The organism is Synechococcus sp. YX-04-1, assembly GCF_030546365.1.
Lineage (GTDB): Bacteria > Cyanobacteriota > Cyanobacteriia > PCC-6307 > Cyanobiaceae > Parasynechococcus.
This window is the reverse complement of the sequence record NZ_JAUONZ010000001.1, coordinates 52707-77785: the sequence shown is the minus strand read 5'-3', so window position 1 is coordinate 77785 and position 25079 is coordinate 52707. Positions and strand designations below refer to the sequence as shown.

Genomic DNA, 25079 nt, shown 5'->3' with positions numbered 1-25079 from the left:
TCTTCTTCAGGATGCACCGAGCAACTGGCGCAGCTTGGGTTCCAGGAGGCTGAAGGCCTTGCCGCGGTGGCCGTGCTGCTTTTTCTCCGCCAAATGCATCTCGGCGAAGGTGCGGCCGGTTCCAGCGACTTCGAAGATCGGGTCGTAGCCGAAACCCTGATCTCCCCGGGGTGCGGCTGTGATCAAGCCGTCGCAACGGCCTTCCACCTCCAGCAGGATGGCGCCGTCCGGAGCGGCGACACAGAGCGCGGCGCAGAAATAGGCCTGGCGTTGGTCTGAACCGTCCAGGGCTTTCAGCAGCCTGGCAATCCGTTCTGGATCCGTGGGGGCGTAGCGGGCGGAATGAACCCCCGGAGCGCCATTGAGAGCATCCACGCTGAGGCCTGAATCATCGGCCAGAGACCATTCCCCTGTTGCGGCCGCAATCGCTTGAGCCTTGAGCCGGGCATTGGCGGCAAAGGTGGTGCCTGTCTCATCGACCTCCAAACCTTCAGGCTGGGGTCGCACCGTGACGGGCAGGGCCTGCAGCAAGCCCTCGAATTCTCGAATCTTTCCGGCGTTACCGCTGGCGATCACCAGTGTCTTCATGCGGCCTCCGCGAACTGTCTGGCCCAGGCGAGCACCTTGTTCACTCGATCGGCATCAGGCCCTTCGCAGTAGAGCCGCAGCAGCGGTTCTGTGCCGGAAAAGCGCAGCATTAACCAGTGGTTCGGTCCCATCCTCAGTTTGATCCCGTCGGTGCTGATCACCTCCAGCACCTCGGCTCCGGCGACGGTCGAGGGCGTGCTCTGGTCCAGCAGCGTCTCGAGCCGTCGGCGCGCCTCCATGTCGGCCAAGCGCAGGTCGAGTCGGTCGTAGTGACTGCTGCCTCCGTGCTGTTGCTGGAGTGCATCCAGCCGCGCGCCAAGGGGTTGCTCTCCTTCCACCAGGGCTTCCAGCACAAGCATCGCCGCGAACAGGGCATCCCGCTCGGGCAGGTGCATGCCGAAGCCGACACCACCGGATTCTTCGCCGCCGATCAGCACATCCCCGGCCAGCATCTCTGCCGCGATGTATTTGAAGCCCACCGCGAGCTCCAGAACCTTGCGCCCCTGGGCCTCTGCCACCAGCCGCATCAGATCGGAGCCGCTCACGGTTTTGACAACGGCGCCCGGCAGCTGGCGGGCCCGGGCCAGGTGATCGATCAACAGGGGCATCAGCAGCTGGGTGCTGCAGAACCGGCCGGTTTCATCCACGGCGGCGATGCGGTCACCATCGCCGTCGAACACCAGTCCCACAGCAGGAGTCCCCCCGGCGGTTGAGGCTTTCACCGCTGTGATCAATTCCCCGAGGTAGGGCGCCAGGGGTTCCGGCGGATGACCGCCAAACAAGGGATCACGTTCGCTGCGGATTTCCTCCACAACGCCAGCAGCTGCAGGGCCGAGCAGCTCTGTCACACACCCGGCTGCTGATCCGTGCATCGGATCGACGATCACCTTCAGGTTGATGGCCTTGAGGCCATGCACCAGGGCGCTCAGATCCAGCTTGCTGCGCAGCCCTTCGAGATGCTCGCCGCGCCCATCAAACCGGGGGACTTCCGCCTTGATCGGTGCCGTGATGCCCCCGGCGGCCAGGCGTCGTTCGACAGCGGCCGTGAAGTCTCCTTCGACCGATCCACCAAAGGGACCTTTGATTTTCAGCCCCAGCCATTCCGGCGGGTTGTGACTGGCGGTGATCACCAACGCTCCCAGGGCTTTGCGCTCCACCACGGCCCAGCTGCAGGCCGGCGTGGGTACAGCGGTGTCGGTGAGTAGGGGTTCGAGTTCACAGCCCCGCACCGCGGCCGCGATGGCTTCCGCCAATTCGGGAGCCAGAAAGCGCCGGTCGTAACCGATCACCACCGTTCGGCTGTTGAGACCCTCGGGGGCGCGATGGGCAAGCTCCTGAGCTGCGGCAGCGGCAACGGGCAACAACCGCTCAACTGTGATGTCGACGCCGGTGATCCCGCGCCAGCCATCGGTGCCGAACTTGATCGGAGCTGGACTCAGAGGGAGGGGAGCCGATGCCATGGCACAGCCTGCACTTCAGAGGATCTAGCAGCTGGTAGCCGTAAGGTCGGCGGATGGGTGACACCCCGCCTGCCGACAACGCCCTCACCGACCGGTTGCTGCGCAGTTGGCTGCGTTGCCGTCGCAAGGCCTGGCTCGATCGCCACGGGAATCCAGCAGAGCGGCGCTGGACGGCCCATCGCAATCTGCTGCTGGACGACCAGCAGCGCAGTTTTGTGGCCTTGATGCCCCGTAAGCCAGGCCATGGCCTCGCCGCCTGTGCTGCCGGTGCCGAGGCCGTGGTGGGTCTGCGCCTAAAGGGGCTTGGCTCATCCGGTGAGCGTTTGGAGGCGCATCCTCCACTGCTGCGGCGGGTTAAAGGCCAGAGCCGCTGGGGCGACTTCGCCTATCAACCCGTGCTCGCCCGTCAGGGCCGCCGCACCACCCGGGAACATCAATTGCCTCTGGCGCTGATGGCTTTGCTGCTTGAGCAGGAGCAGCAGGGTGACGTTCCGTCCATGCTGGTCCTCGGCGGTGGCGGCCGGCGTTTGGAACAGGAGCGGCTGAATCTCTCCAGTGGCCTGCGCCGACAGTTGTCGGAAGCGCTGCGGAAACTGAGTGTTGATCTCGAGCGGCCAGACCCGCCTCCTCTGGCCGCCGACCGGCGCAAGTGCTCACTTTGCAGCTGGCGGCTGGCCTGCAATGCCGTGGCGGATGAGGAAGGGCATCTGAGTGAGGTCAGCGGCATCGGGGCCAAGCGGCGCGAGATGTTGCTGGAGCTTGGGATTCGTGGCCTGTCTGATCTGGCCGCGGCTGATCCGTTGCAGCTCGCCGAACGGCTGCAACGCTTTGGGGATCAGCATGGTGAGGTGGCCGCATCCCTGGTGGCCCAGGCCCGGGCGCAGCGCGATGGACGGGTGGACCGTTTGGACGCCGCACCGGTGCTTCCGGAACTGCAGGACTGCCCGGGTGTGCTGCTTTATGACATCGAATCAGATCCCGACGCCCGTCACGATTTCCTTCACGGTTTCCTGGTATTGCCCAGAAGCGAAAGCGGGGACTGGGATCTGGAGACAGTGGCGTACCACCCGATCCTGGCCTTGGCGGAGCACGGTGAAGCCAGATGCTGGCTCCGTTTGCAACGGTTGCTGAATCGCTATCGGGGTTGGCCGATCCTTCATTACGGGGAGACAGAAAGCCTTGCCTTGAGGCGTATGGCCGAGCGGCAGGGTGCCGCTGAGGCCGAGGTGCTGCAGCTTCGTCAGCGGTTGGTGGATGTGCATGCCCGGGTGCGGCATCACTGGCGCCTGCCCCTGGCCAGCTATGGCCTCAAGGCCGTGGCCGGTTGGCGGGGGTTTCACTGGAGTCAGGCAGGTGTGGACGGGGCCCGCGCCCTGCTGTGGTGGCGGCAGTGGCAGGGCGAGGGACCTGGTCGACGCGGCAACAGTCACGGCCTGCGCTGGATCTTCGATTACAACCGTGACGACTGCCTGGCCACCTGGGCCGTTGCCTCTTGGTTGCTTGAACAAGATCAGGCGTCGGGATCCTGAAAAGCCCAAGGTTTGCGGATCTGGAGTTGTTCTCTGTTGGGTCCCTCCAGCGTTGGACTGGCCAGGCACTGGCGTCGCACTAGGGCTAGCCCAAGCCAAGTGCCGTTGCATTCGAGAGCACTGGTAATCACCCCGGCTCGCATGCCATCCAGCGTGAGTTTGGTGGCGGCTGCCAGCGGACTGGGGCAGCTCCAACAGCGCAACTGTTGTTTCACCCCCGCTTGGCCAATGAGTTTGGCCATGGTCTCCTGACCCAGGTAGCAGCCTTTCTCCGTGCTGATCTGAGCGACGAGTCCCAGTTCCAGGGGGTTGGTCTCGCCATTGAGTTCACCAGGCCCCGGGGGAAATCCGCTTTGGAGCCGCCAGTGCTCCAAAGCCTTCGCGGTGGCTGGTTCTCCTGATGCCCAGGGTTCTGGCAGTGCCGCCTCCGGATCGCACCACACGGCTGCAGCGTTGGGCTCCAGCCACTGCAGTCGGCGCAACTGGGCCAGGGGTTGGAGGCGAACCCGATCGGCTGGAAAGATCACCTGATCGAATCCAGTTTGAACGGCAGAGGGCTCTCCCGCCAGAACGATCACATCGGCCCCCTCTGCATCTAAACGAAGTTCCAGTACGGCCCGCAAGCGTCCCGTTGCCGTCAGCCAGCAGGTCTGAAGCAGATCGCCGGATTTGAGTGCGTTGAGGTCAGCACTGGTCTGCCCCTGAAGAAACTGACGTGCTCCGCTGCCGTTCAACCGCAGCCAGGGGATCTGGGCGTCCCAAAACAACTTGCTCATGCCGGCGTGAAGGCGGCGATCTCAGACAGCTTGTAAAGGCTGATTAACTCAAGATTGTCAGCCGTCATGGCGGCGTCTCCCCCTTCCTCCCGGTCGACGATGGTGACGACTCGGTTCACCTTGTAACCAGCGTCGCGCAGCTGCCGGACCGCCTTGAGAGAGGAACCTCCTGTGGTGACAACGTCTTCCAGCACGGTGATCAGGGCCCCGGGGGCTGGTAGCGGACCCTCCAGCCAGGCTCCGGTGCCGTGGCCTTTGGCTTCCTTGCGCACGATCAGCGCATCAAGCTCCCGACCTCGATCGGCGGCGGCCATGGCAACACCACTGACCAGTGGGTCTGCTCCGAGGGTGAGACCAGCCACGGCCACCGCATCCGCTTCCACGTGGGTGAGCATCGCCCTGCTGATCAGGGCCAGGCCGGAACCGCTCAGGCTCACGGGTTTGCAGTTCACGTAGTGCTCGCTCTTGCGGCCTGAGGCAAGGGTGAAGTCTCCACGTCGATAGGCCAGGTTGGCCAGACGGTTCAGCAGTTGCTCCCGCTCAGTCGGGACACTCGACGATTCAGGCATGGGACTGGCCGCGCTTCGCAGATGTCCTTAGTTTGCGTGTAGAGCTGTTTCATCCGGTGCTGCTGCGGTCGTTCTTTCGCTCGAGCCTGCTCCTGCTCGCTGGTTCATCGGTGTTGGCAGGCCCGTTGGTGTGCACCACCAGCGTTGAGGCTCCTCCGCCCGGTAGTGGTTCGGCTCCCGTCGAAGTGACGGTGTGCCATCCCACGGAGACCACCACTGAGCTGATCAACCGTCGCTTTTACACCTGGACCTCGCCCATGGCCAGGGGCGTGGACCCCCTGCATCAATTGACCGATGTTCTGGGGATTGCGGTTGGCGGCATCGAGGGGAACCGGTTCATGGGCTTCGGCTTCCCCGACCAGACGCTGATCTGGGATGGGTCTGAACTGCAGAACACGACGGGAGCTCTGCTGGAGGAGCAGAGTCCGCCGCTGCCGATGCGAACTCTGGATATTTCGAGCGGGTTCAACGGCAGCCTGGCGGCCACCGAAGCCATCGAAGCCGTGCCGGACGCGCCCATGGCGGATCACTTCCCCGACGTGACTCCCCTGTGGTAACACTCTGTTCGAGGGGGTCTAGCAATCTGGTGAATGCAGCGAACTCATAATTCGCCTAAGGCGAGTTCGATCCTCGCGACCCCCATTTCCCCCTGTTGATGCGGCTTTTTCTGCTGGCTGTTCTGTTGGTTCTGCCGGCCTTCTTTGCGGCTGCAGAGGTGGCCCTGCTTCGGCTACGCCCCAGCCGCGTTGAAGTGCTGGTGGAGGAGCAGCAGGCCGGGGCCCGTTCCATCCAGCGTCTCCAGCGACGCCTGCGGCGCGCTTTGCTGGTGTCTCAACTGGGTGCGACCCTCGCGCTGGTGGCTCTTGGCTGGGCTGGCCGCGGTTTGGGCGGTCGGCTCTGGTCGGATGGGTCTGTGGGTGTGGCTTGGCGCGACACAGCTTTGTTCCTCAGCATCGTGCTGCTGGCCACACTGGTGGCTGGTTTGTTGCCCAAGGCCTGGGTGCTGAACCGTCCCGAATCCTCGGCGCTTCGACTGGTGCCGCTGCTGGAGGTGGTGATGCGCTGCCTGGCTCCGCTGCTCAACCTGCTCGAGGCGCTGGCCGGGCTGCTGATGCGCCTGCTCGGCCTTGCTCCCCAATGGGATGTGCTGGTGCCAGCTCTTTCGGCTGGAGAGCTGGAAACCCTCGTGGAATCCGGTCGAGTGACTGGATTGTTCCCCGATGAGAAGAACATCCTGGAAGGTGTCTTTGCTCTGCGGGACACCCAGGTGCGGGAGGTGATGGTGCCGCGCTCAGGGATGGTCACCCTGCCGGCCACGGTCCGTTTCGCGGAAATGATGGAGGCCGTCCATCACACTCGCCACGCCCGCTTCCCGGTGATCGGCCAGTCGCTGGATGACGTGCGCGGCGTTCTGGATCTCCGTCAGATGGCTGAACCGATCGCACGGGGGGAGCTCCAGGCCGATTCGCTGCTCGAGCCCTACCTCCAGCCTGCGGTGCCCGTGCTGGAGACCTGCACGTTGGCGGAGCTTCTGCCGATGATCCGCAGCGGTCAGCCGCTGCTGCTGGTGGTGGATGAGCACGGCGGCACCGAGGGTCTGGTGACCGCAGCGGATCTCACTGGAGAAATCGTTGGTGATGAGGATCCCGGCGAGACCGACGAACCGGATCTGCTCGAAGATAAGGACTGCCCTGGTGCCTGGCTGGTGGCCGGAGATCTGGAGATCTTCGAGCTCAACCGACAGCTCGATCTCGATCTGCCCGAGGCCGATGACCATCACACCCTGGCGGGCTTCCTGCTGGAGCGGCTCCAGCACATTCCATCCGCGGGGGAAGGGCTTCATTTCAACGGCCTTCAGTTCGAGATCACAGCCATGGCAGGGCCGCGCATCGAGCGGGTCCGGCTTGTTCTCCCCAGCTCAGAGGATGAATCCGACTGAAGGCCGATAGTCTTCCCCCAATCGAGCGCCTCTGCTGATGTCTCCCGATCCCATGGCCCCAGTCAAGGTCGGGGTGATCGGCATCGGCAACATGGGTTGGCACCACGCTCGGGTGCTCAGTCTTCTGCGGGATGCCGATCTGGTAGGGGTCGCGGATCCGGATGCTGATCGTGGAAAGCTCGCTACCGAGCAATTTGGCTGCCGCTGGTTCGCCGACTACAACTCCATGCTCTCGGAGGTGGAGGCCGTCTGCATCGCGGTTCCCACCCTGTTGCACCATCCCGTCGGTCTGGCCTGCCTGCGTGCGGGTGTGCATGTTCTGATCGAAAAGCCGATTGCAGCCAGTCAGGACGAAGCCACTGCGCTGATCGAGGCTGCTTCAGTGGCGGGGTGTCTTCTGCAGGTGGGCCATATCGAGCGGTTTAACCCTGCCTTCCGTGAGCTCACCAAGGTGGTGGCCAACGAGGAGGTGGTGGTTCTCGAGGCGCGTCGCCACAGCCCCCACTCCGATCGGGCCAATGACGTCTCCGTGGTGCTGGATCTGATGATCCACGACATCGACCTCGTGCTGGAGTTGGCCAAGGCACCCGTGGTGCGGCTTGCCGCTGCCGGTGGTCGCAGTGCCGAAGGCCCGATCGATTACGTCAACGCCACTTTGGGTTTCGAGAACGGTGTAGTGGCCAGCCTCACGGCTAGCAAGATGAGCCACCGCAAAATCCGCAGCCTCAGTGCCCACTGCCGTTCGAGCCTGGTGGAGACGGACTTCCTCAACCACACCCTGCATATCCATCGCCGGGCCCATGAGTGGTACTCCGCTGATCACGGTGAGCTGCTGTATCGAAATGACGGCTTCATCGAGGAGGTGAGCACCACCTCGATCGAACCGCTCTACGCCGAGCTCGAGCACTTTCTCCAGTGCGTGCACGGCCGGGAAATCCCTGCGGTGGATGGCCTTCAGGCCTCGCGTGCCCTCAAGCTGGCAGACCTGATCGAGCAGGCCGTTGAACATCCGGATACGGGAGCGCCCCTGTGCGCACCGATCTGAGTGCGATCGCTCGGATCAGACCAGCCCTTGTTGTTCGGCCAGTTCTCGCAACGCCGTGACCTGCCAGCGGCGGCAGTCACCGGGTGAGGATCGATAGAACTGCCCCCAGGCCTGGGCCTTGTGTTGCGGGTAGTTCTCCGGTCGGAGGGAGGGATGGCTCTGTTGCCAACCCACCCGGACGGCATGACCGATCACCACGTCGAGGGCCAGGTCATCCTCGAAGCGCACCTCTGGATTGGCTTCGACGAAGGCCATCAGCGAGAGCAGGCATTCGCTGCAGAGTTGGCGGTATTCCGGCGCCTTGATCCGACTGAGCAAATGGTCGACCTGGGCGGCGAAATTGCGTTCCCCTGGTGTTTTCTCAAGAATGAGTCGGCTGTTGAGCCGATTGCGCCGCTCCAGCTTGTCGCCGATCACCAGGCCGCGGCAGTGCTGCAGCAACGACCAGATCCCGGCATAGAAATCGCGGGGAACTTTTTGGAAGGACCCCAGGCGGATGCGGTGCTGAAGCCAGTCCCCACCCCCCGGTGTTTCCTCTAACGGGTCAGGCACTGACCACTGCACTCGGCCGCTTACGTGCAGCTGTTCGCCGCGTTGCAGGGCTGCTCTGGCATGGTCCACATCGGAGAGCACGGCGCGCAAGCGCTTGCGAATCGCGTGGGGTGCTTCGCTGCAGAGGGCTTCAAAGGCCTCGTCCTGACTGAGCATTTTCTCCACGGCTAGCTCTGATGTCAGCAGCAGCAACAGCTGCCCCAGTTGCAGGGTGAGGCTGCCCTTCAGTAGAGCTGGCTCCCGCCTCGCCACGCTGTCGAGGGCGAGCAGGAGTTCCTGTTCGAGCATGCGTTCACGGCCGTCGATCCCGCTGGTGGTTTCAATCCGTTGGGCGATGGCTGCACTGTCCATCGGTTGACGAAGCCTGGAGTCGCCGGTGTAGTTGCGGCCCACCACCACCTGTTTCTGGCGGACGAGAAGGTCGGTGAGGGCATCTTCCAGCTGGGGATGGACCATCCCCATGGCGCCAGCACAGCGCCGCACCACGTTCCAGTCTTCACAACGCAAGCCCCGTTGATAGACCTCCTCAAGCAGGGTGTGCAGGGCCACCGGATGGCCCTCGGGGCTGCGTTGAATCCCCTGGGGGCCGAGGCGCCGTTGCAGCAATTCGAGCACTTCGGCCTGTTCATGCAGCAGCCCACTGCTCCAGAGGCGCTGGCTCAGTTGTTCGATTGGAGTGTCATCCAGCTCTTGCTCCTCTGCGGCGGTCAGATCCCGTAGATCAGTGGCGTCGCGCAGCAGCGGCTGGGGTGGCTCGGACCGTTGCACCGGTTTCTGTTGGAGCGGCGGCAGCTGCACCTCCTGCGCCTGATCCACCAGCTCACTGAGGCAGCCCAAGCGGACGGGGATGCTTTCAATGACGCCCCTGCCGAGTTGTCGGGCCAGTTTGAGGATCACGTCGCGATGCTGCTGGAGGGCCGCATCGCGAATGGGGATCACCAGCAGGGGACGTCCCATGCCGCGCCAGTGCCGTTGCAGCAGATGCAGCTCGTCCACAACGGTCTCGAGCAGCTCCTCCGGGTCATCGGCCAGATAGCTGCTGACGTCTTCCAGCACCGACGGGGTGAACACACTGATGGCGCCGTCCTGGCGATAGACCCGAGCCGTGTCCTCGGTTTCCACCCGGTGCCCGGGGCGCCCAGTGAGCTCAAGCCGTGGATTGGTGCCAGCGGCTTTCAACCGTTGCTTCAGCTCGTCGGACGACTGCACGGAAATCACTGAGGTCGGATCGATCGGCACCTCTGCAGCCAGCAGCTCCTGGCGCACGGCATCCGTCTGAGCAGCCATCGCCACGAGAACGGTTTCGGCGCCAAGCGGCTGCGGCTCCCTGCGGCCACAGGGGTCAATGTCCTCTGGACGGATCAGATCGTCGATCAGCATTTCCCCGAGCCACACCAGGCTCTGGGTCCAGATCAGCGGCAGGTTGGTGTTGGCCACCCGCTCTTGGCTGCCTGGATTCAGCCGTTCCTGATCGACCGCACTGGCCGGGACCTGATAGAGCTCGGGATAGAGACGTTCGCCGTCCTGTTCAACGGCCAGTGTCTTGAGCTGGCTGTGCAGGCGCCGGGCCTCGTCCCAGCGCCTTTCGCAGCATGCAGTGACCAGTTCGAAGGCCAGAAACAACGGCCACTCCGACTCGATCCCTTCAAAGGCGGCGAGCTCCTCCGGTTCGTAGTGCAGGCGGTTGACGTCTTCCACCGCCGTCTGGTGACCATCCCGGAGGAAGCGTTTGTAGCCGTAGGCCCCGCCGAGTTCCCGTCGAATCCGACGGCCGGTGCGCTCCACCAGGGCGGCATCCTCCACCGCCCAGGCGGGATAACCAATCACCGAGAGGCAGGCACTGTCGGCTTCCTTACTGGCGGATTCCCGTGGCAGGAGCCCTTGCAGGGCCCGACGGAGGCGCACGATGGCTCCCTGGGGAATCAGCAGGATGCAGCTGCCGTTGCCGTGGGGGCCGTAGAGGTCGAGCCCATCGAGTGCTTCTAGGGCGGCTTTGGCCATTCCGATTGAGCTGGCATTGCGCTCCGGCAGGCCATGATTGCCTTTGTCGCCCCGTTCCCAGATCCCGTAGTCGGGGGTGCGGTAGGCCCTGGCGATGTAGTGCACCAGGTTTTGGAGGAAATCCACTTCGTCACGGCTTTGCACCACAGCGCAGCCGCCCTTGGTTAATTGCGCCAGCTGCAGCAGGAACAGTGAGGTGGCATCGAGTTGGAGATGTCCCCAGGCGTCGTCAGCCACCACTGGCTCGCCGGTGCAGCTGTCGTACTTGGCGTGAAGGGCGTCGAGGGGGTTGAGGCTCTCCTTGAAGCGCTCCACCTTCGCGGCCTGCCGCATCATCGAACGCATCAGCCCGCGCATGAGGGCCACCACCCGCTGCTCCAGTTCCCATGAGCGCAGGCTGTTCTGCCCCTGCTGACGGCGGTGGGCCAAGGCCAGTCCCCAAACGCACTGCACCGAATAGACGCAGTCCCGCACCCAGGCATCGCCGTAGTTGCCATGGATGGTGTGGGCGGTGCTGGCGGGGAGCAGGCCGCTGATCGGGTCCTGCCGATCGAGAACCACCCGTTGGATGGATTGATCCAGCCGCTGAAGGGTTGTGGCGTGGTTCTGCGGAAGGGTTTCCGTCGTCGTCACAACCATGCCCTCATGCATCACCGCCTCTAAATTCTCCATCGCAGCCCCACGGCCATGGACTCTGTCAGCACCGCTCCCGATGACCGTCGCCGCTGCCAGGTGCTCGGCGTGCCGGTGGATGCCTGCCGTGATGTCTGTGCTGCAGCCCTCGGTCTGCATGCCCGGGGCGGCGGACGCATCGTCACCCTGAACGCTGAGATGACGATGTCGGCTCGGGCCGATGCCGCTCTGGGTCAGGCGATCGGAACGGCTGATCTGGTGATCCCCGATGGAGCGGGAGTGGTTTGGGCCCTGGGCCGTCAGAAGATCCGGGTCGTCAAAACGGCGGGAATTGAGCTGGCCTGGACCTTGCTGGAGTACGCCGCAGCCCATCGATGGCGCGTGGCGCTGGTGGGCGCATCACCTGAGGTGATGGCAACGCTGCGTGCGGAGTTGCCGCGACGCATCCGTGGCCTCACCCTGGCGCTCGCGGTGGATGGTTATCAAGCTCCTGAGGCTTGGCCGGGCCTTGAGGATCAGCTCAAGGCTTTGAAGCCGGATCTCGTTTTGGTGGCTCTGGGGGTGCCGCGCCAGGAAACCTGGTCGGAACGCGTGGCGTCAGGGCAGCCTGGACTCTGGATGGGTGTCGGCGGCAGTTTTGACGTTTGGGCCGGCATCAAAAAACGTGCCCCCGGCTGGATGTGCCGGATGCAAATTGAGTGGCTATACCGGCTCATTCAGGAACCTTCACGCTGGCGACGCATGCTGTCGCTGCCAGCGTTTGCTCTGAAGGTGATCCGGTTGAGCTGAAGCTTCAGCGGAAGCCCACTGAGGCCTGCCAAACGAAGGCCAGCAGCAGGAAGAAGACCGGGATCAACGGAAGAATGTCGATCAGCGGAGAGAAGGCCTGATAGGCCTCGGGCAGCTGTGCCAGCAGGTCGAGGGTGAAGGCGGCCATCCCTTGCATCAAAAAGGCGTTGGGCTGGACGCTACCACGTGTGATGGGCTGGAGAGTCTGGCTCCCAGGGAGCGAAATCCTCTGAAAAACAGCCGTCTCGAATGGCTTGTGCCATGGCCGAGGTGAAACGCACCAGATGGGTGATGTTGTGAATGCTCAACAAGGTGAGGCCCAGAAGCTCCTCGCTACGAATCAGGTGATGCAGGTAGGCCCGGGTGTGGCCGGTGCAGGCCACACAGGAGCAGCTCGGATCCAGGGGGGTGTGGTCGTGTCGGAAGCGGGCATTGCGCAGGTTCCAGCGTTCGCCGCCCACCAGGGCGGTGCCGTGACGGCCGAGTCGGGTGGGCAAGACGCAGTCGAACAGGTCAATGCCGTTGGCCACGGCGATCGCCATCTCGCGCAAGGTGCCGATGCCCATCAGGTATCGGGGCTTTTGTGTGGGGAGCAGGGGTGTGACATCCCGCACGATGCGATGCATCTCCTCCACGGGCTCACCGACGCTGACGCCACCGACGGCGATGCCCGGCAAATCAAAGGAGGCGACGGCTGTCGCACTTTCCCGTCGCAGATGCGGGAAACAACCGCCCTGAACGATGCCGAATAGCGCCTGATCCTCACGGGTGTGGGCGGTGACGCAGCGCTCGAGCCAGGCATGGGTGCGGCGACAGGCATCGATGACGTCGTTCTCCGTCGCCGGATAGGGCGGGCATTGGTCGAAGGCCATGGCCACATCCGCCCCAAGGGCCATTTGGATTTGGGTGGCATGTTCCGGGGTCATGTCGATGGTGCGTCCATCGCGAGGGTTTCGGAACACCACGCCACGGTCATCGATCTTGTTCAGGTCCCCCAGGCTGAACACCTGAAAGCCGCCGGAGTCGGTGAGCATCGGGCCGTCCCAGCCCATGAACCGGTGCAGGCCTCCGGCCGCTGCCACGATCTCCTCACCCGGCTGCAAATGCAGGTGGTAGGTGTTCGAGAGCACCATCTGGGCCCCTGTGCGCCCCAGTTGTTCGGTGCTGATGCCCTTGACGGTGGCCAGGGTTCCCACCGGCATGAAGCGTGGTGTGTGCACCGGCCCATGCGGGGTCTCAAAGGTGCCGCACCGTGCTGATGTGTTGGCGCAATGCGCGTTGATCTCGAAGCCGAACACGACTGATCCGCCCCTGCAATGACCCTACGGTGAGGGCCGATTGCATCCATCGCGCCATTCCCAGGATCGTTCCCCCCTGGCTTTCTGATCTGGCGGGAGCCTGGATCTTCTACACAGTGCTGCCCGCATGGCCCTGGCCGCAGCCCTCGTTTCAGCGCATTGCCCGCTTCGCCCCCTGGATGGGGCTGCTGATCGGTGCGCTCCAGGGGGTGCTCTGGATCGGTTTGTCCAGGCTTGGTTGGCCTCTGGCTGCCTGTGCCCCCTGCGTGGTGGCTCTTGGAATCCAACTCAGTGGTGGGTTGCACCACGACGGCTTAATCGACACGGCAGATGGCCTCGGGGCTCCAGCGGAGCGGCGGCTCGAGGCGATGGAGGACAGCCGGGTGGGCGCGAGTGGCGTGCTGGCTCTTGTGATGGTGCTGCTGTTGCAGGTTGGGGCCTTAATTCAGCTAGGGGGGCAGGCCCCGCTCGGGCTCTGCCTGGCTGCGTTCTGGGCTCGGGTGGCACCGCTCTGGGCCATGGCACGTTTCGACTACCTCCGCTCTGATGGAACTGCTGCGTTTCATCGCGATCACGGCAGGCCGCTCTGGGACGCCTTGCCCGCGTTGTTGGTGGTGGTTGTGTTGGCTGGTTTGGTGGGGCCCATGCCCCTTTTCCTGGGGGGCGTTGTGGCGATCCTTGTCGCCCAGACCCTCGGGCGACGCCTGGGGGGGCACACCGGTGACAGTTATGGAGCGGTGCTTGTGCTCACCGAGATGATCACGTTGTTGGGTTTGGCCTTGCTTCTGCCGGCCAGTTGAGGACGAAGGCATTGCCCTGAGTGGGCAGATCCGGAGCGATCGTGGAAGGCTCCACGCAGAGCGTGAGGTTGCGGCCCTGCTGCTCCGCCAGGGAGCGTGCAAGGGCGAGTCCAAGGCCGGTGCCCGCTCGGTCCTGTCCGGTGGACCCCCGCGCTCCCCGCTCGAAAATCAGGTCGCGCTCCTCCAGGGGGATCGGCGGCCCGTCGTCCCAGACGCAGAGCCCGTCGGGCAACAGACACAGGCCCACGATGCATCCCGCTGGGCTGTAGCGGAAGGCGTTTTCAAGGAGGTTGGCGACGATCTCTGCGATCGTTCCGTCCTGGGATGGCTGATGAATCCACTGGGGCCACAGGTCCGGACCCTGCCAGGGGCGACCCTGCAGGCTTGCCGTCGCTTCCGCTCGCTCCAGCAGAGGCATCAGCAGCGTTTGCATGGTTGCCTCGCCTTCGGCAGGGCCGGGGGGCAGCAAGGTGGGGCCAAGGGGCTCCTGTTGCGGGAGACGTTGCTGCCCGAGGCCATCGAGCACGTCGATGTACTGGCCGAGTTGGCGTTGCTCCGAGAGCATCCCCTCCACAAGTGCACGGTGGGAGCTGTCTGGTTCCAGCCGCCGCAGCAGCAGTTGGGCGTAGGTGCGCAGGGCCGCCAGTGGATTGCGCAACTGGTGCACAAGGGTGCGCAGTTGATCGTTTTGTTGGCTGAGTTCCTGGCGCAGTTGCAGGCATTCCAGGTCTCGCCCCAGGGCGTGACTGATCGCGGCAGCACTGCGCCGCATCCGTTGGTCCAGGGTCAGCGTCCAACTCCGTCGCGGATCCAGATCGGCGCGCAGTGCTCCCAGGATCAGGCCGGCATCCTGGAGGGGATACCAGCGCCGACTCTCGTGCGGCAGGCGCAGGTTCGGGTCTGCGTCGGCAGGGGGAAGAGATCGTTTATTGGTAGACCATTGCCGGATCAGCAGCAAGGGCGGGCCTTGCTGATTGGGTGGCGCACTGACGTACAGCCCCAGATGCTGAATGCCTTCTTCTGCGATTAGATCAGCCAGCTGTTGATCGGTGAAATCGAAGAATCGATCGGTGAGCTGCATCAGTTCCGGACGATCAATTCAGGTGCTTGGGCAAGCCTGCGCCAGGGGGACTTGAAAAATCTGGGAAAAGTCTTAAGATCCTCTTATCGACCGAGACGCTGTTCATCATGAACAGACGTCCGCCAGCCCTCACAAAGGTTGCAATTGCTTTGCGACCAAAGCTACAGCAGAGGTTGCAGTGTCCTCAGCTGGTTCCCGCTTGGGTGTTGGCGTCCTGCCGGTGATTGTGGTGTGTCTGCAATTGCCTTGACGCTCCCCTTGCGTCTGGCGTTTTCGCGCCGACGGCACCTGTTTGTTCTGACGATCCACCCCGTTCTTCCTTTCGTACCGGAGCCCTTCCATGTCCAAGAAGCGCAAGCGCATTAGCCGTCGTCGTCTGGCAGGTCAGCGGGTCCTGGCCCATGTGCCAACCCATCACCTTGAGACCGGTGAGTACAAGCCTGTTACGGCCGCTCGCCGCTACATCGCAGAAGCGGCCATGGTGCCTCCGGCTCTGCTGAACGTGCGCCGCAACGAGCACACCACCGACCGTTTCTTCTGGGGTGAGAAGGGTCTGTTCAGTGCCCAATACGCCGAAGAGAACCACTTCCTCTTCCCGTCATTGCGCACGATTGTTGATTCCATCGGTGAAGACAAGCTCTTTGAAGGCCTCGAGCTTGGCGCTGATGATTGGGAGGAAATGGAGGAGTACGAATACGCCTTCGTTTGATCAGGCGTTCTCTAGAACACGTTCAATAAACAACAGGATCGGCTGCATCGTCTCATCAGGGATGGTGTGGCCGTTTTTGAATGGAAGCGTCTGACAGCGATCGGGCTGCAACTGCGAAGCGATCGCTGGCATGGCCTCGAACGGCACCACCGGATCATCTGAACCATGCATCAGCAACACAGGGGGGTGTTGCTGGGGTGGAGCCCAGTTCGGGTGCGGATAGCCGCTGCAGCTGATCAACCCTGCGATGGGCAGGACGCAGCCGCTCTCCAAAGCCATGGCCCCCCCCTGGGAAAAGCCGAAAACCACCGTCCGTTCGAGTCCAAGGCCTGAACTGTTTAGGCTCTGAAGTTGAGCCTTGAGGCGCTCAACGGCCGCGGGTACGGCGTCCCATTGGGCTGGGAATAGGCCATACCACTGGCGTCCTCCAGGTTGGTCGGGATGGAGTTCAGGGGCCTCAAGGCAAACCACATCAAGGGTTTTTGAGCACTCGCGCGCCAGGCGATCGCCCAGGGGCTTGAGATCCTCTCCATTGGCTCCCCAGCCGTGGAGCAGCACAAGCCGGCCATCCATAGGTCATCAAGATCACTGCTGCGTAGGTTGGCTCACTACCCAGTCACGACCCTTCGATGGCTCCTGTCGCTCTGCTGAGTGTTTCCGATAAGTCCGGGCTGGTGCCCCTGGCGGAGGCCCTGCATCGGACCCATGGCTATCAGCTGCTCTCCAGTGGGGGCACGGCCAAGGTGCTCGAGCAGGCAGGTCTTCCAGTGACCCGTGTTTCAGAGCACACCGGGGCCCCAGAAATTCTTGGCGGTCGTGTGAAAACGCTCCATCCAAGGGTGCATGGCGGAATTCTGGCCAAGCGGGGTGACGCGTCCCACCAAGCCGATCTTGAGCAGCAGAACATTGCCCCCATCGATGTGGTGGTGGTCAACCTTTATCCCTTCCGCGAAACGATTGCTCGGCCTGACGTCACCTGGGATCAGGCGATCGAGAACATCGACATCGGTGGCCCCGCCATGGTGCGGGCGGCTGCCAAAAATCATGCCGATGTGTCTGTGCTCACCAGCCCTGACCAATACGACCGTCTGTTGACCGCCATGGCGGAGACGGGCGGGAGTGTGCCTTCAGAGCTGCGGCGCCAACTCGCCCTTGAAGCGTTCCAGCACACCGCTTCATACGACACCGCGATCAGCCGCTGGATGGCCGAGCAAAACGCCGCGGAAGACAGCCCTTGGTTGGAGGCGGTGCCATTGCGGCAGACCCTGCGGTACGGCGAAAACCCCCACCAAAAAGCGCGCTGGTTCAGCCATCCCAAACAGGGTTGGGGTGGTGCCATTCAGCTGCAGGGCAAGGAGCTGAGCACCAACAACCTTCTGGATCTCGAGGCGGCCCTCGCCACGGTGCGGGAGTTCGGCTATGGAGTTGACGGCTCCGCGCCGGCGTTGCAACCTGCGGCCGTGGTCGTCAAGCACACCAATCCCTGTGGTGTGGCGATTGGAGCTTCGATTCCTGCAGCACTAACGCGGGCCCTGGATGCCGATCGGGTGAGTGCCTTCGGCGGCATCATCGCCGTGAATGGTGTGGTGGAAGCCACGGCGGCCCGTGAGCTCACCAGCCTGTTCCTGGAGTGTGTCGTTGCACCGGGCTTCACTCCCGAGGCGCGGGAGGTGCTGGCGGCCAAAGCCAATCTGCGCCTGTTGGAGCTGGCTCCGCAGGCTATTGATGCGGCCGGCCCCGATCACGTGCGGAGCATCCTTGGCGGTCTCCTGGTTCAGGATCTTGATGACCAGGTGATCACGCCGGCCGACTGGAGCGTGGCCAGCCAGCGGCCGCCAACACCGCAGGAGAAGCTGGACCTTGAATTTGCGTGGCGTCTGGTGCGTCATGTTCGCTCCAACGCCATCGTTGTGGCCAAGGATGGGCAGAGCCTTGGCGTGGGTGCCGGGCAGATGAATCGCGTGGGCTCAGCCCGGATTGCCCTGGAGGCGGCAGGTGAGAAAGCCCAGGGAGCCGTTCTGGCCAGTGATGGCTTTTTCCCGTTTGACGACACGGTGCGTCTGGCTGCCAGCCACGGCATCACCGCCGTGATTCATCCCGGAGGGAGCATGCGCGATGGCGATTCGATCAAGGCCTGCGATGAGCTTGGCCTGGCGATGCAGCTCACGGGGCGCCGCCATTTTCTGCACTGATGCTGGTGGGGGCCGCCGGCCCCCTAGCCTCGCGACACTGAAGAGTTCCCTTCAATGCTCGCCACCCTCCCCTTCAGCCTCAATTTCGCTCACCCCCTCGCGGAGTGGAGCCTGCTCGCCGTTGGTGGTTGGGCTCTGTACCTGGGGATCAAGGTCAAGAAAACCCGCACCGGCTCCGCAGAACAGCGCAAAGAGCTGGTGCCGAAGAAGTTCGCCCAGCGCCATTACCTCTGGGGCAGCATCCTGCTGGCTGTGATGACGCTCGGCACGCTGGGTGGCATGGCGGTCACCTATCTGAACAATGGCAAGTTGTTCGTCGGTCCGCACCTTTTGGTGGGTCTGGCGATGACCGGGATGATCGCCGTTGCCGCGTCGCTCTCACCCCTTATGCAGCGTGGGAATGTGATCGCGCGTAAGGCTCATGTGGGCCTGAACATGGGCATGCTCACGCTGTTCCTTTGGCAGGCCGTCAGCGGTATGGAGATCGTCAACAAGATCTGGACCAACCGCTGAAGAACCTTCAGAAGGCTGCCCGCTGACGGGGTGGGCAGCTCAGGCCATGGGCGGCATGGAAATCTTCCTGGACCTTCCAGGTGAGCCGTCGCGAAATCTGGCGGACAATCTGCTTGAGCAGATGATCACCACTGCTCTGGACCAACTGATCCGGGAGCATGGTGATCACCTTGGGCAAACGGATCCAGACCTTGAGATCCAGGTCCCATTGCACGGAGGTGTTCTCCTGTTCGGGGATGAGATGCATTCCCGCGCGGAAGTCGACGTCGTAGTGATGGCGCAGGGCGAGGGACTTTGGAACGGTCCGCATGGTTTCGATCCGGTAAATCCCTTCCTGCTGCGGCAGCAGTCGTAGAGCGATCGTGGGCTCCACTTCGAAGCCGAAGTTGCCGAACCGCCCCAGGGTCAGGCTGTAGGACTGCCGATCGATGGCCTCGACCTGCATCGGGCTGGCGCAACGTTCAAACCAGCTCTGATGGTTATCCAGGTAGCGAGCTACGACCGCTTGGGGCGCCAGCATCTGCATTGAATCCTCGAAGTGGCTGCTGTAGCAGCGCACCTGAGGGTCTGCACCGTGAAGCTGATTGTCGGTTTCAGTGGGCGACAAGACCGTCACGGATGGGGAGCTGCCGGTGAAGGGCGGATTAAAGATGAACCAATGTAAAGCTCTCCGCGGTTCAGTTTTCGCTCAATTGCATCAGTTTTTCGATCACCTCTTCCACCGCTCGATCCGGAGTTGAGGCGCCGGAGGTGATTCCCACCCGCACGGGCCCCTCAGGCAGGAAATCGCCTTCACGACAGAGTTCCGCCGCTAGTGGTTTGTGCTCGATCGAATTGCTGCCGACGTCAATCCGCTCGGGCGTGTCGATGTGGAAGGAGCGAATGCCGCGGCTGACGGCAATTTCCTGCAGGTGGGTGGTGTTGGACGAGTTGAAACCACCGATCACCACCATCAGGTCCAGCGGTTCATCCACCAGGGAGAAGATGGCGTCCTGACGCTCCTGGGTGGCGTCGCAGATGGTGTTGAAGGCCAGGAAGTGGTCGTTGAGCTGGGTTGGACCGTATTTGCTCAACATCGTCCGTTCGAACAAGCGTCCGATTTCTTCCGTTTCGCTCTTCAACATCGTGGTCTGGTTGGCCACGCCCAGACGTTCGAGGTCCCGATCGGGATCGAACCCTGGAGAGCACGCCTTGGCAAAGCGTTTGATGAACTCATCGCGGTCACCTTTGCCGAGGATGTAATCGGCGACGTACTGGGCTTCCTCCAGATCGAGCACCACCAGATAGGTGCCGGCAAATGAGCTGGTGGCCAGTGTTTCCTCGTGCTTCACCTTGCCGTGAATGATCGAGCTGAAGGTGTGCTTTTTGTGTTTCTCCACGGTGTTCCACACCTTGGAGACCCAGGGACAGGTCGTATCAACGATGTGGCAGCCCCGTTCATTCAGCAGCTGCATTTCCTGAACGGTGGCACCAAAGGCCGGCAGGATCACCACATCACCGGAGGTAACACCTGAGAAGTCCTTCACCCCCTGTTCGACAGGGATGAACTGCACATCCATCTCCCTGAGGTGATCGTTCACTGAGGGGTTGTGGATGATCTCGTTTGTGATCCAGAGACGCTCGCTCGGGTAATGCCTGCGGGTCTCGTAGGCCATCGCCACGGCCCGTTCAACCCCCCAACAGAACCCGAAGGCTTCCGCAAGCCGGACGTTGAGCCGGCCGTGTTCCAATCGGTAGCCGTTGTCTCGGATCGTGCCGATCAGGCCGCTCTGGTAAGCCTGCTCAAGGCTTTCCGCCACTTCCTCGGCGCGCCCGAAGCCTCGCCGGTTGTAACGCTCGGAATGGTGGAGGGAGCGCTTGAAGGCGTGGGTGTCCATGGAGGGCGCTGGAGTGGGGGAACTCTATGTGGCCTGAAGCAACACTTCAGGCAGTAAAAAAGCCCGGCCAGTTGGCCGGGCTCGAAATCAACAGCTGAGTCCGGAATGGAATCAGTTGTTGGTGGTGGAGAAACCGGCGTAGGCCTCCATGCCGTGTTCGCCGATGTCCAGACCTTCGGACTCTTCCTGTTCGGTGACGCGGATGCCACCGAAGAGGGAGCCGATGATCTGCCAGGCGATGAAGCAGGTGACCACGGTCCAGATGGCGTAGGCAGCTGCCCCCAGGGCTTGGATGCCGAGCTGGTCGATACCGCCGCCGACCAGAAGGCCAAGACCGGAGCCGTCGCCCTGGACGTCGTAGCCCCAGAGACCGATCACGATCGTGCCCCACACGCCGCACACACCGTGCACGGAGAAGGCGCCGACGGGGTCGTCAATGCCTGCGGCATCGAGAGCTGCAACGGAGAAGACGACGATGATGCCGCCGACCAGACCAGCCACCCAGGAACCCGTCAGGGTGAGGTTGCCGCAACCGGCAGTCACGCTCACCAGGCCGGCCAGGATGCCGTTGATGATCATGGTGAGATCAGGCTTCTTGGATGTGATCGTGGAGATCACCGTGGCACCGATGGCACCGCCGGCTGCGCCGAGGGTGGTGGTGACGGCCACATAGGGAACCCACTGGTCCATGGCGAGCTGGGAGCCCGGGTTGAAGCCGTACCAGCCGATCCAGAGGATCAGAGCGCCAAGGGTGGCGATGGACATGTTGTGGCCAGGAATGGCCTGAACCTTGCCATCGACGTACTTGCCGATGCGGGGTCCGAGAAGCATGGCGCCGACGAGGCCGGCCCAAGCGCCGACGGAGTGCACGATCGAGGATCCAGCAAAGTCGATGAATTCGACGCTGCCAACACTGTTGAGCCAGCCACCGTTCCATTCCCAGCTGCCAGCAACTGGGTAGATGAAGGCGGTGAGGACCAGGGCGAAGATCACGAATTCGCCGAACTTGATCCTTTCAGCCACAAGACCGGAAACGATCGTGGCTGCTGTTCCAGCGAAGGCCGCCTGGAACAGGAAATCAACGGTGGGAACCAGGCCGGCATCGCTGATGGTCTCAGCGGTGACGGTTGGATCGAAGAAGAGGCCTGAGAAATACAGCCAACCGTCGATGACGGAATCGCCGTACATGAAGGAGTAGCCCACAAACCAGTAAGCGGTTACCGCAAGGGCAAACACAAACAGGTTTTTGGAAAGAATATTGACGGCATTCTTTTGCCGGCACATGCCTGCTTCGACCATGGCGAAGCCGGCATTCATGAAGATCACCAGGATGGTGGCGACCAGAAGCCAGAGGTTGTTGGCCAGGAAAGCTGCGGAGAGCTCAGGCAGCTCTTCGGCTTTGGCCGAGAGCGTGAAGATGCCAAGGCCCATGAGCGCCAGGGGCGCACAGGCGAGCCAGGTCATGGCGCGGTTAGAACTGAAGCCCCGGATGCTCTTTAGGAGCAGCATCGGGCCTTCCAGGAGGCTGGCCTCCTGAAGGGTTTTGCGCCGCTGTTGCGGTGGCGCGTGGAATGCAGTTGTCATGAACGAGGGTGCAGAGCTGCGTGACACGCCCAGTTGTAACTAGGCGAACCAGCCCACGCTGCACGTCAATCTCGTCTTTCTATGTTCGATCTGCTACAAAAAATCAATCTAGGTCGACTAGGCGCGTTCCCTGCCAGTGCACCGCATCAGCGCTGTAGCTGAAACAACAAGGTAGAACTTCCACGCCGCTGTTGGTCGCCTGGCGAAACAGCTCTCCATAGCGCGGATCGGCGCTGTCGCCCGGTGCAAAGGAATTCACATCCGGGCGGCTGAGGCAGGGCACGAGCATCGCCCGCGCGTCAGGGAGCACCCCCATCAGCTCAATCAGATGTTTTTGCCCCCGTTCGGTCACCGTGTCGGGGAACAGGGCCGTGCTGCCGTCGGTCCAGGTGGTGTTCTTCACCTCCAGGTAGATCGGTCGTTGATCGGGGTTCTGTGCTGCTGGAGTCAGCAGGAGGTCGATCCGGCTGCGCTTGTTGGTGCCGTAGGCCACTTCAGCGCGGATCCCCGCAATGGCACCGAGTTGGGCCTCCAGGCACCCCGCTTCAATCGTTGCGCGAATCAGGCGGTTGGGCAGGGCCGTGTTGATGCCAACCCAGCAAGGCTGGCCATCGGCGCCTGGCACTTCGGCTTGCTCCCAGGTCCAGGCCAGCTTGCGTTTGGGGGAGGGTGCGTGGCGCAGACGCACCCGTTGGCCAGGGATCAAGACCCCGGTCATCGGGCCGGTGTTGGCGCAGTGGGCGGTGACGGTCTCGCCGCTGCTCAGCTCCACATCGGCCAGAAAACGTTTGTAGCGCTTCAGCAGCACGCCCTCCGTTAAAGGTTCAAAGCGCAGCAGGGCATCGCCCGGAGAGGGAAGGCCAGTCATGGCATCAGCCGAGATTGGCCCATGGTCTCGCGTGGTGCCTCCACAATGCGCCCAATGCTGTGGGGCGAATGGCGCGTTCACTGAAGGGGATCGCACTGGTGGTGACCCTCGGCACCCTGCTGAGCAAGGTGGGTGGCCTGATTCGGCAGCTGGTGATTGCGGCGGCCTTCGGTGTTGGCGCGGCCTATGACGCCTACAACTACGCCTATGTGCTGCCTGGATTTTTGCTGATCCTGCTCGGGGGGATCAATGGCCCCTTCCACAGCGCCATGGTGAGTGTGCTGAGTCGTCGCCCACGTGCGGAAGGAGCCCATATCCTTGCGGCGCTCAACACCAGCGTCAGCGCACTGTTGCTACTGGTCACCATCGTTTTGGTGTTGGCGGCGGATCCCCTGATCACCCTGGTGGGCCCTGGCCTTGCCCCCGAGCTTCATGCCATCGCTCGGGTTCAGCTGCAGGTGATGGCCCCGATGGCGCTGCTGGCCGGGCTGATTGGGCTGGGCTTTGGCTCCCTCAACGCTGCGGACGAATTCTGGATTCCTGCGATTTCCCCGCTGATGTCCAGCGGTGCCTTGATCCTTGGGGTGGGACTGCTCTGGTGGCAGCTCGGCGCTGACATCGTCTTGCCGTCCGCGGCCATGACCGGGGGTGTGGTGCTGGCCTTGGCCACGTTTGTGGGGGCCTTGCTGCAGTGGTTGATCCAACTACCAGCATTGATCCGGCAGGGTTTGGCCCGTTTTCAACTGGTCTGGGATTGGCGGCACCCGGGGGTGCGCGAGGTCTGGCGTGTGATGGGGCCGGCGACGCTGTCGTCCGGGATGCTGCAGATCAATGTGTTCACGGATCTCTTCTTTGCTTCCGGCATCGTCGGTGCGGCGGCGGGTCTGGGGTACGCCAATTTGCTGGTGCAAACGCCCCTGGGCTTGATCTCGAATGCATTGCTGGTGCCCTTGCTGCCCACCTTCGCCAGGCTCACGGCGCCGTCGGATCGTCCGCAGCTGATTGAACGGATTCGGCAGGGGTTGATGCTTTCTGCCGCATCGATGATTCCTCTGGGGGGACTGTTCATTGCCTTGGGCGGCCCCATCGTCGCCTTGGTGTACGAGCGTGGTGCCTTCGATGGGTCCGCCGCCCAGTTGGTGACGGGCCTATTGATGGCCTACGGCCTGGGCATGCCGGCCTATCTCGGCCGGGATGTGCTGGTGCGTGTCTTCTACGCCCTCGGAGATGGGACGACGCCCTTTCGTCTCTCGTTGGCGGGGATTGGTTTGAACGTGGTGTTTGATTGGCTCCTGGTGGGTGGCCCGACACCTTGGGGGAATCAGTCGCCATTCAATTTCGGTGCACCTGGGCTGGTGCTCGCGACGGTTGCCATCAACCTGTTCACCTGCCTTGCCCTGTTGTTGGTTCTGCAGCAACGGATTTCAGGGCTGCCACTGCGGCGCTGGGGGATGGACCTGCTGCGGCTGGCCATCGCCGGTGTGCTGGCAGCGGGGGGCGCGGGGATCGTGGTGACCGTCATGCCCTGGCCCTCAGGGCTCGTGGGCCTCTCGCTGCAGGTCTCTGTACCTGGCTTGTTGGGTTTGGTTCTGTTCGCCTTGATCGGAGCACAACTCAAGGTGCCGGAGGTGCGTGAGATCGCGCAGTTGGTGGTGGGCCGATTCAGGGCTCGCTGAGGCGAACATCGAGCTCTTCACGCACTTGAATGGGAAGTTCCAGCTGTTCGCGACCCACGAGTTGTGGACCTTGAACAGACACGATCCTTGCCTCAATGCCGAACTCTTTGAAGGCGGTTTCCAGTTCCTGAATCAGAGCTTTTTCAACCTGAGCCTCCGCATCCACCACGCGCCCAATCAGCCGTTCACCCAAGCGGCCAATGCGTTGGCGGACCAAATCTCTTGAGTTGGTGACTTCAATGATCAGCACACCAACCGCCGCGGATGGACTGCAACCTTATCCGCAGTACGGCTCGAGGATCTCCTCGAGATCACGCAGCTGGCTGGGGGGGATCAGCTTGGCGAGAGGCAGCTGACTAGCACCCCCAGCCAGCTGCACTTTCACGGCATCCAGGGCCTGCCGCGCCGCCACTTCAGCGCCTTGATTGACACGGGCACTGCATTCGATGGCTAAGGCTGAGGCCAGATCGGCGTCGCCCAGGTACAGATGCCAGCCGCTGATCTGAACGTACAGGCGATCCGCCAGAGCACTCTGAAGGTCCTGTAGGTCGCTGGCGGAAAGGGACATCAGCCCAGGAGGATCGAGGAAAGGATTGCATC

At 62.9% G+C, this 25079-nt stretch carries 25 protein-coding genes and 1 tRNA gene; 11 read left to right on the top strand and 15 right to left on the bottom strand.

All coding sequences use genetic code 11. The features are described 5' to 3' along the window. Positions 1-6: 6 nt before the first annotated feature. On the bottom strand, positions 7-588 hold the full coding sequence (rdgB, locus tag Q3Y53_RS00435) for an RdgB/HAM1 family non-canonical purine NTP pyrophosphatase (protein WP_226424938.1): 582 nt from the start codon (positions 586-588) through the stop codon (positions 7-9). After that, positions 585-2048, bottom strand: coding sequence for a phosphoglucomutase/phosphomannomutase family protein (locus Q3Y53_RS00430; RefSeq protein WP_303531565.1), 1464 nt, complete (start codon positions 2046-2048; stop codon positions 585-587). Before Q3Y53_RS00430 ends, rdgB begins: the two co-directional genes overlap by 4 nt. A 53-nt stretch (positions 2049-2101) precedes the next feature. On the opposite strand from Q3Y53_RS00430, the gene Q3Y53_RS00425 reads away from it, so the two are divergent. Then, complete coding sequence (locus tag Q3Y53_RS00425) at positions 2102-3577, top strand: TM0106 family RecB-like putative nuclease (RefSeq protein ID WP_303531562.1); 1476 nt, start codon at positions 2102-2104, stop codon at positions 3575-3577. Here the strand turns inward: Q3Y53_RS00425 and Q3Y53_RS00420 are convergent. Both Q3Y53_RS00420 and pyrE read right to left on the bottom strand, forming a co-directional pair. After that, on the bottom strand, positions 3559-4353 hold the full coding sequence (locus Q3Y53_RS00420) for a glycine cleavage T-protein (RefSeq protein WP_303531561.1): 795 nt from the start codon (positions 4351-4353) through the stop codon (positions 3559-3561). The two genes, Q3Y53_RS00425 and Q3Y53_RS00420, sit on opposite strands and share 19 nt — an antisense overlap. Beyond that, positions 4350-4922: an orotate phosphoribosyltransferase gene (gene pyrE / locus Q3Y53_RS00415; protein ID WP_303531559.1), complete on the bottom strand. Its 573-nt coding sequence runs from the start codon at positions 4920-4922 to the stop codon at positions 4350-4352. The genes Q3Y53_RS00420 and pyrE overlap by 4 nt, the downstream gene beginning before the upstream one ends. Positions 4923-4978: 56 nt before the next feature. On the opposite strand from pyrE, the gene Q3Y53_RS00410 reads away from it, so the two are divergent. From Q3Y53_RS00410 to Q3Y53_RS00395, 4 genes are all read left to right on the top strand, one after another. Next, positions 4979-5479: a hypothetical protein gene (locus tag Q3Y53_RS00410; protein ID WP_303531557.1), complete on the top strand. Its 501-nt coding sequence runs from the start codon at positions 4979-4981 to the stop codon at positions 5477-5479. Between the two features lie 12 nt (positions 5480-5491). Continuing rightward, positions 5492-5564: transfer RNA gene (locus Q3Y53_RS00405), tRNA-Ile, on the top strand. 13 nt (positions 5565-5577) lie between these two features. Then, positions 5578-6861, top strand: coding sequence for a hemolysin family protein (locus Q3Y53_RS00400; protein ID WP_303531555.1), 1284 nt, complete (start codon positions 5578-5580; stop codon positions 6859-6861). A 37-nt stretch (positions 6862-6898) separates the two neighbouring features. Continuing rightward, positions 6899-7906, top strand: a complete 1008-nt coding sequence (locus Q3Y53_RS00395; RefSeq protein ID WP_303531552.1) for a Gfo/Idh/MocA family protein — start codon at positions 6899-6901, stop codon at positions 7904-7906. A gap of 15 nt (positions 7907-7921) precedes the next feature. Here Q3Y53_RS00395 and Q3Y53_RS00390 read toward each other — a convergent pair whose 3' ends face one another. After that, on the bottom strand, positions 7922-11098 hold the full coding sequence (locus Q3Y53_RS00390; protein ID WP_303532720.1) for a glycoside hydrolase family 15 protein: 3177 nt from the start codon (positions 11096-11098) through the stop codon (positions 7922-7924). A 48-nt stretch (positions 11099-11146) separates the two neighbouring features. On the opposite strand from Q3Y53_RS00390, the gene Q3Y53_RS00385 reads away from it, so the two are divergent. Further along, a complete protein-coding gene (locus tag Q3Y53_RS00385; RefSeq protein ID WP_303531549.1) occupies positions 11147-11881 on the top strand; it encodes a WecB/TagA/CpsF family glycosyltransferase in 735 nt (244 codons plus the stop codon). Between the two features lie 4 nt (positions 11882-11885). Here Q3Y53_RS00385 and Q3Y53_RS00380 read toward each other — a convergent pair whose 3' ends face one another. Further along, positions 11886-12029: a photosystem II reaction center protein K gene (locus Q3Y53_RS00380; protein WP_025362038.1), complete on the bottom strand. Its 144-nt coding sequence runs from the start codon at positions 12027-12029 to the stop codon at positions 11886-11888. A 31-nt stretch (positions 12030-12060) separates the two neighbouring features. Beyond that, complete coding sequence (tgt, locus tag Q3Y53_RS00375; RefSeq protein WP_226424947.1) at positions 12061-13179, bottom strand: tRNA guanosine(34) transglycosylase Tgt; 1119 nt, start codon at positions 13177-13179, stop codon at positions 12061-12063. Between the two features lie 29 nt (positions 13180-13208). Here tgt and cobS point away from each other — a divergent pair, with 29 nt between their 5' ends. Next, positions 13209-13979: an adenosylcobinamide-GDP ribazoletransferase gene (gene cobS / locus Q3Y53_RS00370; protein ID WP_226424948.1), complete on the top strand. Its 771-nt coding sequence runs from the start codon at positions 13209-13211 to the stop codon at positions 13977-13979. Here the strand turns inward: cobS and Q3Y53_RS00365 are convergent. Further along, positions 13939-15060, bottom strand: a complete 1122-nt coding sequence (locus Q3Y53_RS00365; protein ID WP_303531537.1) for a sensor histidine kinase KdpD — start codon at positions 15058-15060, stop codon at positions 13939-13941. The genes cobS and Q3Y53_RS00365 overlap by 41 nt on opposite strands. A gap of 340 nt (positions 15061-15400) precedes the next feature. On the opposite strand from Q3Y53_RS00365, the gene Q3Y53_RS00360 reads away from it, so the two are divergent. Next, the gene (locus Q3Y53_RS00360; RefSeq protein ID WP_186494443.1) at positions 15401-15769 is read left to right on the top strand and encodes a DUF3155 domain-containing protein; all 369 of its coding nucleotides are present in this window, start codon (positions 15401-15403) and stop codon (positions 15767-15769) included. Here Q3Y53_RS00360 and Q3Y53_RS00355 read toward each other — a convergent pair whose 3' ends face one another. Then, complete coding sequence (locus Q3Y53_RS00355; RefSeq protein WP_303531531.1) at positions 15770-16342, bottom strand: alpha/beta hydrolase; 573 nt, start codon at positions 16340-16342, stop codon at positions 15770-15772. Positions 16343-16398: 56 nt separating this feature from the next. Here Q3Y53_RS00355 and purH point away from each other — a divergent pair, with 56 nt between their 5' ends. Beyond that, on the top strand, positions 16399-17961 hold the full coding sequence (gene purH, locus Q3Y53_RS00350) for a bifunctional phosphoribosylaminoimidazolecarboxamide formyltransferase/IMP cyclohydrolase (protein WP_303531528.1): 1563 nt from the start codon (positions 16399-16401) through the stop codon (positions 17959-17961). A gap of 54 nt (positions 17962-18015) precedes the next feature. Then, entirely contained in the window at positions 18016-18474 is a 459-nt protein-coding gene (locus Q3Y53_RS00345; RefSeq protein ID WP_303531526.1) for a DUF4079 domain-containing protein, read from the top strand. Between the two features lie 7 nt (positions 18475-18481). Here the strand turns inward: Q3Y53_RS00345 and Q3Y53_RS00340 are convergent, their stop codons facing one another. From Q3Y53_RS00340 to sfsA, 4 genes are all read right to left on the bottom strand, one after another. Next, complete coding sequence (locus Q3Y53_RS00340) at positions 18482-19090, bottom strand: DUF1997 domain-containing protein (protein WP_303531525.1); 609 nt, start codon at positions 19088-19090, stop codon at positions 18482-18484. 61 nt (positions 19091-19151) lie between these two features. Continuing rightward, positions 19152-20351: a 4-hydroxy-3-methylbut-2-enyl diphosphate reductase gene (locus Q3Y53_RS00335; RefSeq protein ID WP_226424955.1), complete on the bottom strand. Its 1200-nt coding sequence runs from the start codon at positions 20349-20351 to the stop codon at positions 19152-19154. A 111-nt stretch (positions 20352-20462) separates the two neighbouring features. Further along, on the bottom strand, positions 20463-21935 hold the full coding sequence (locus tag Q3Y53_RS00330; protein WP_226424956.1) for an ammonium transporter: 1473 nt from the start codon (positions 21933-21935) through the stop codon (positions 20463-20465). 103 nt (positions 21936-22038) lie between these two features. Next, positions 22039-22803 carry a DNA/RNA nuclease SfsA gene (gene sfsA, locus Q3Y53_RS00325; protein ID WP_303531521.1) on the bottom strand — a complete coding sequence of 255 codons (765 nt, stop codon included), beginning with the start codon at positions 22801-22803 and terminating at the stop codon, positions 22039-22041. 68 nt (positions 22804-22871) lie between these two features. Between sfsA and murJ the strand changes: the two genes are divergently transcribed. Further along, complete coding sequence (murJ, locus tag Q3Y53_RS00320) at positions 22872-24479, top strand: murein biosynthesis integral membrane protein MurJ (protein WP_303531518.1); 1608 nt, start codon at positions 22872-22874, stop codon at positions 24477-24479. Here the strand turns inward: murJ and Q3Y53_RS00315 are convergent. After that, complete coding sequence (locus Q3Y53_RS00315) at positions 24466-24729, bottom strand: cytochrome-c oxidase (protein WP_114988123.1); 264 nt, start codon at positions 24727-24729, stop codon at positions 24466-24468. The genes murJ and Q3Y53_RS00315 overlap by 14 nt on opposite strands. A 27-nt stretch (positions 24730-24756) precedes the next feature. Continuing rightward, positions 24757-25047, bottom strand: a complete 291-nt coding sequence (locus tag Q3Y53_RS00310) for a DUF3181 family protein (protein ID WP_303531507.1) — start codon at positions 25045-25047, stop codon at positions 24757-24759. Positions 25048-25079 lie beyond the last annotated feature (32 nt).

Bases quoted from the DNA above. Each gene is read 5' to 3' on its own strand.
- rdgB (WP_226424938.1), bottom strand. From the start codon at position 588: ATGAAGACACTGGTGATCGCCAGCGGTAACGCCGGAAAGATTCGAGAA.
- Q3Y53_RS00430 (WP_303531565.1), bottom strand. From the start codon at position 2,048: ATGGCATCGGCTCCCCTCCCTCTGAGTCCAGCTCCGATCAAGTTCGGC.
- Q3Y53_RS00425 (WP_303531562.1), top strand. From the start codon at position 2,102: ATGGGTGACACCCCGCCTGCCGACAACGCCCTCACCGACCGGTTGCTG.
- Q3Y53_RS00420 (WP_303531561.1), bottom strand. From the start codon at position 4,353: ATGAGCAAGTTGTTTTGGGACGCCCAGATCCCCTGGCTGCGGTTGAAC.
- pyrE (WP_303531559.1), bottom strand. From the start codon at position 4,922: ATGCCTGAATCGTCGAGTGTCCCGACTGAGCGGGAGCAACTGCTGAAC.
- Q3Y53_RS00400 (WP_303531555.1), top strand. From the start codon at position 5,578: ATGCGGCTTTTTCTGCTGGCTGTTCTGTTGGTTCTGCCGGCCTTCTTT.
- Q3Y53_RS00395 (WP_303531552.1), top strand. From the start codon at position 6,899: ATGTCTCCCGATCCCATGGCCCCAGTCAAGGTCGGGGTGATCGGCATC.
- Q3Y53_RS00390 (WP_303532720.1), bottom strand. From the start codon at position 11,098: ATGGTTGTGACGACGACGGAAACCCTTCCGCAGAACCACGCCACAACC.
- Q3Y53_RS00385 (WP_303531549.1), top strand. From the start codon at position 11,147: ATGGACTCTGTCAGCACCGCTCCCGATGACCGTCGCCGCTGCCAGGTG.
- Q3Y53_RS00380 (WP_025362038.1), bottom strand. From the start codon at position 12,029: ATGGCCGCCTTCACCCTCGACCTGCTGGCACAGCTGCCCGAGGCCTAT.
- Q3Y53_RS00365 (WP_303531537.1), bottom strand. From the start codon at position 15,060: ATGCAGCTCACCGATCGATTCTTCGATTTCACCGATCAACAGCTGGCT.
- Q3Y53_RS00360 (WP_186494443.1), top strand. From the start codon at position 15,401: ATGTCCAAGAAGCGCAAGCGCATTAGCCGTCGTCGTCTGGCAGGTCAG.
- Q3Y53_RS00355 (WP_303531531.1), bottom strand. From the start codon at position 16,342: ATGGATGGCCGGCTTGTGCTGCTCCACGGCTGGGGAGCCAATGGAGAG.
- purH (WP_303531528.1), top strand. From the start codon at position 16,399: ATGGCTCCTGTCGCTCTGCTGAGTGTTTCCGATAAGTCCGGGCTGGTG.
- Q3Y53_RS00345 (WP_303531526.1), top strand. From the start codon at position 18,016: ATGCTCGCCACCCTCCCCTTCAGCCTCAATTTCGCTCACCCCCTCGCG.
- Q3Y53_RS00335 (WP_226424955.1), bottom strand. From the start codon at position 20,351: ATGGACACCCACGCCTTCAAGCGCTCCCTCCACCATTCCGAGCGTTAC.
- Q3Y53_RS00330 (WP_226424956.1), bottom strand. From the start codon at position 21,935: ATGACAACTGCATTCCACGCGCCACCGCAACAGCGGCGCAAAACCCTT.
- sfsA (WP_303531521.1), bottom strand. From the start codon at position 22,803: ATGACTGGCCTTCCCTCTCCGGGCGATGCCCTGCTGCGCTTTGAACCT.
- murJ (WP_303531518.1), top strand. From the start codon at position 22,872: ATGGCGCGTTCACTGAAGGGGATCGCACTGGTGGTGACCCTCGGCACC.
- Q3Y53_RS00310 (WP_303531507.1), bottom strand. From the start codon at position 25,047: ATGTCCCTTTCCGCCAGCGACCTACAGGACCTTCAGAGTGCTCTGGCG.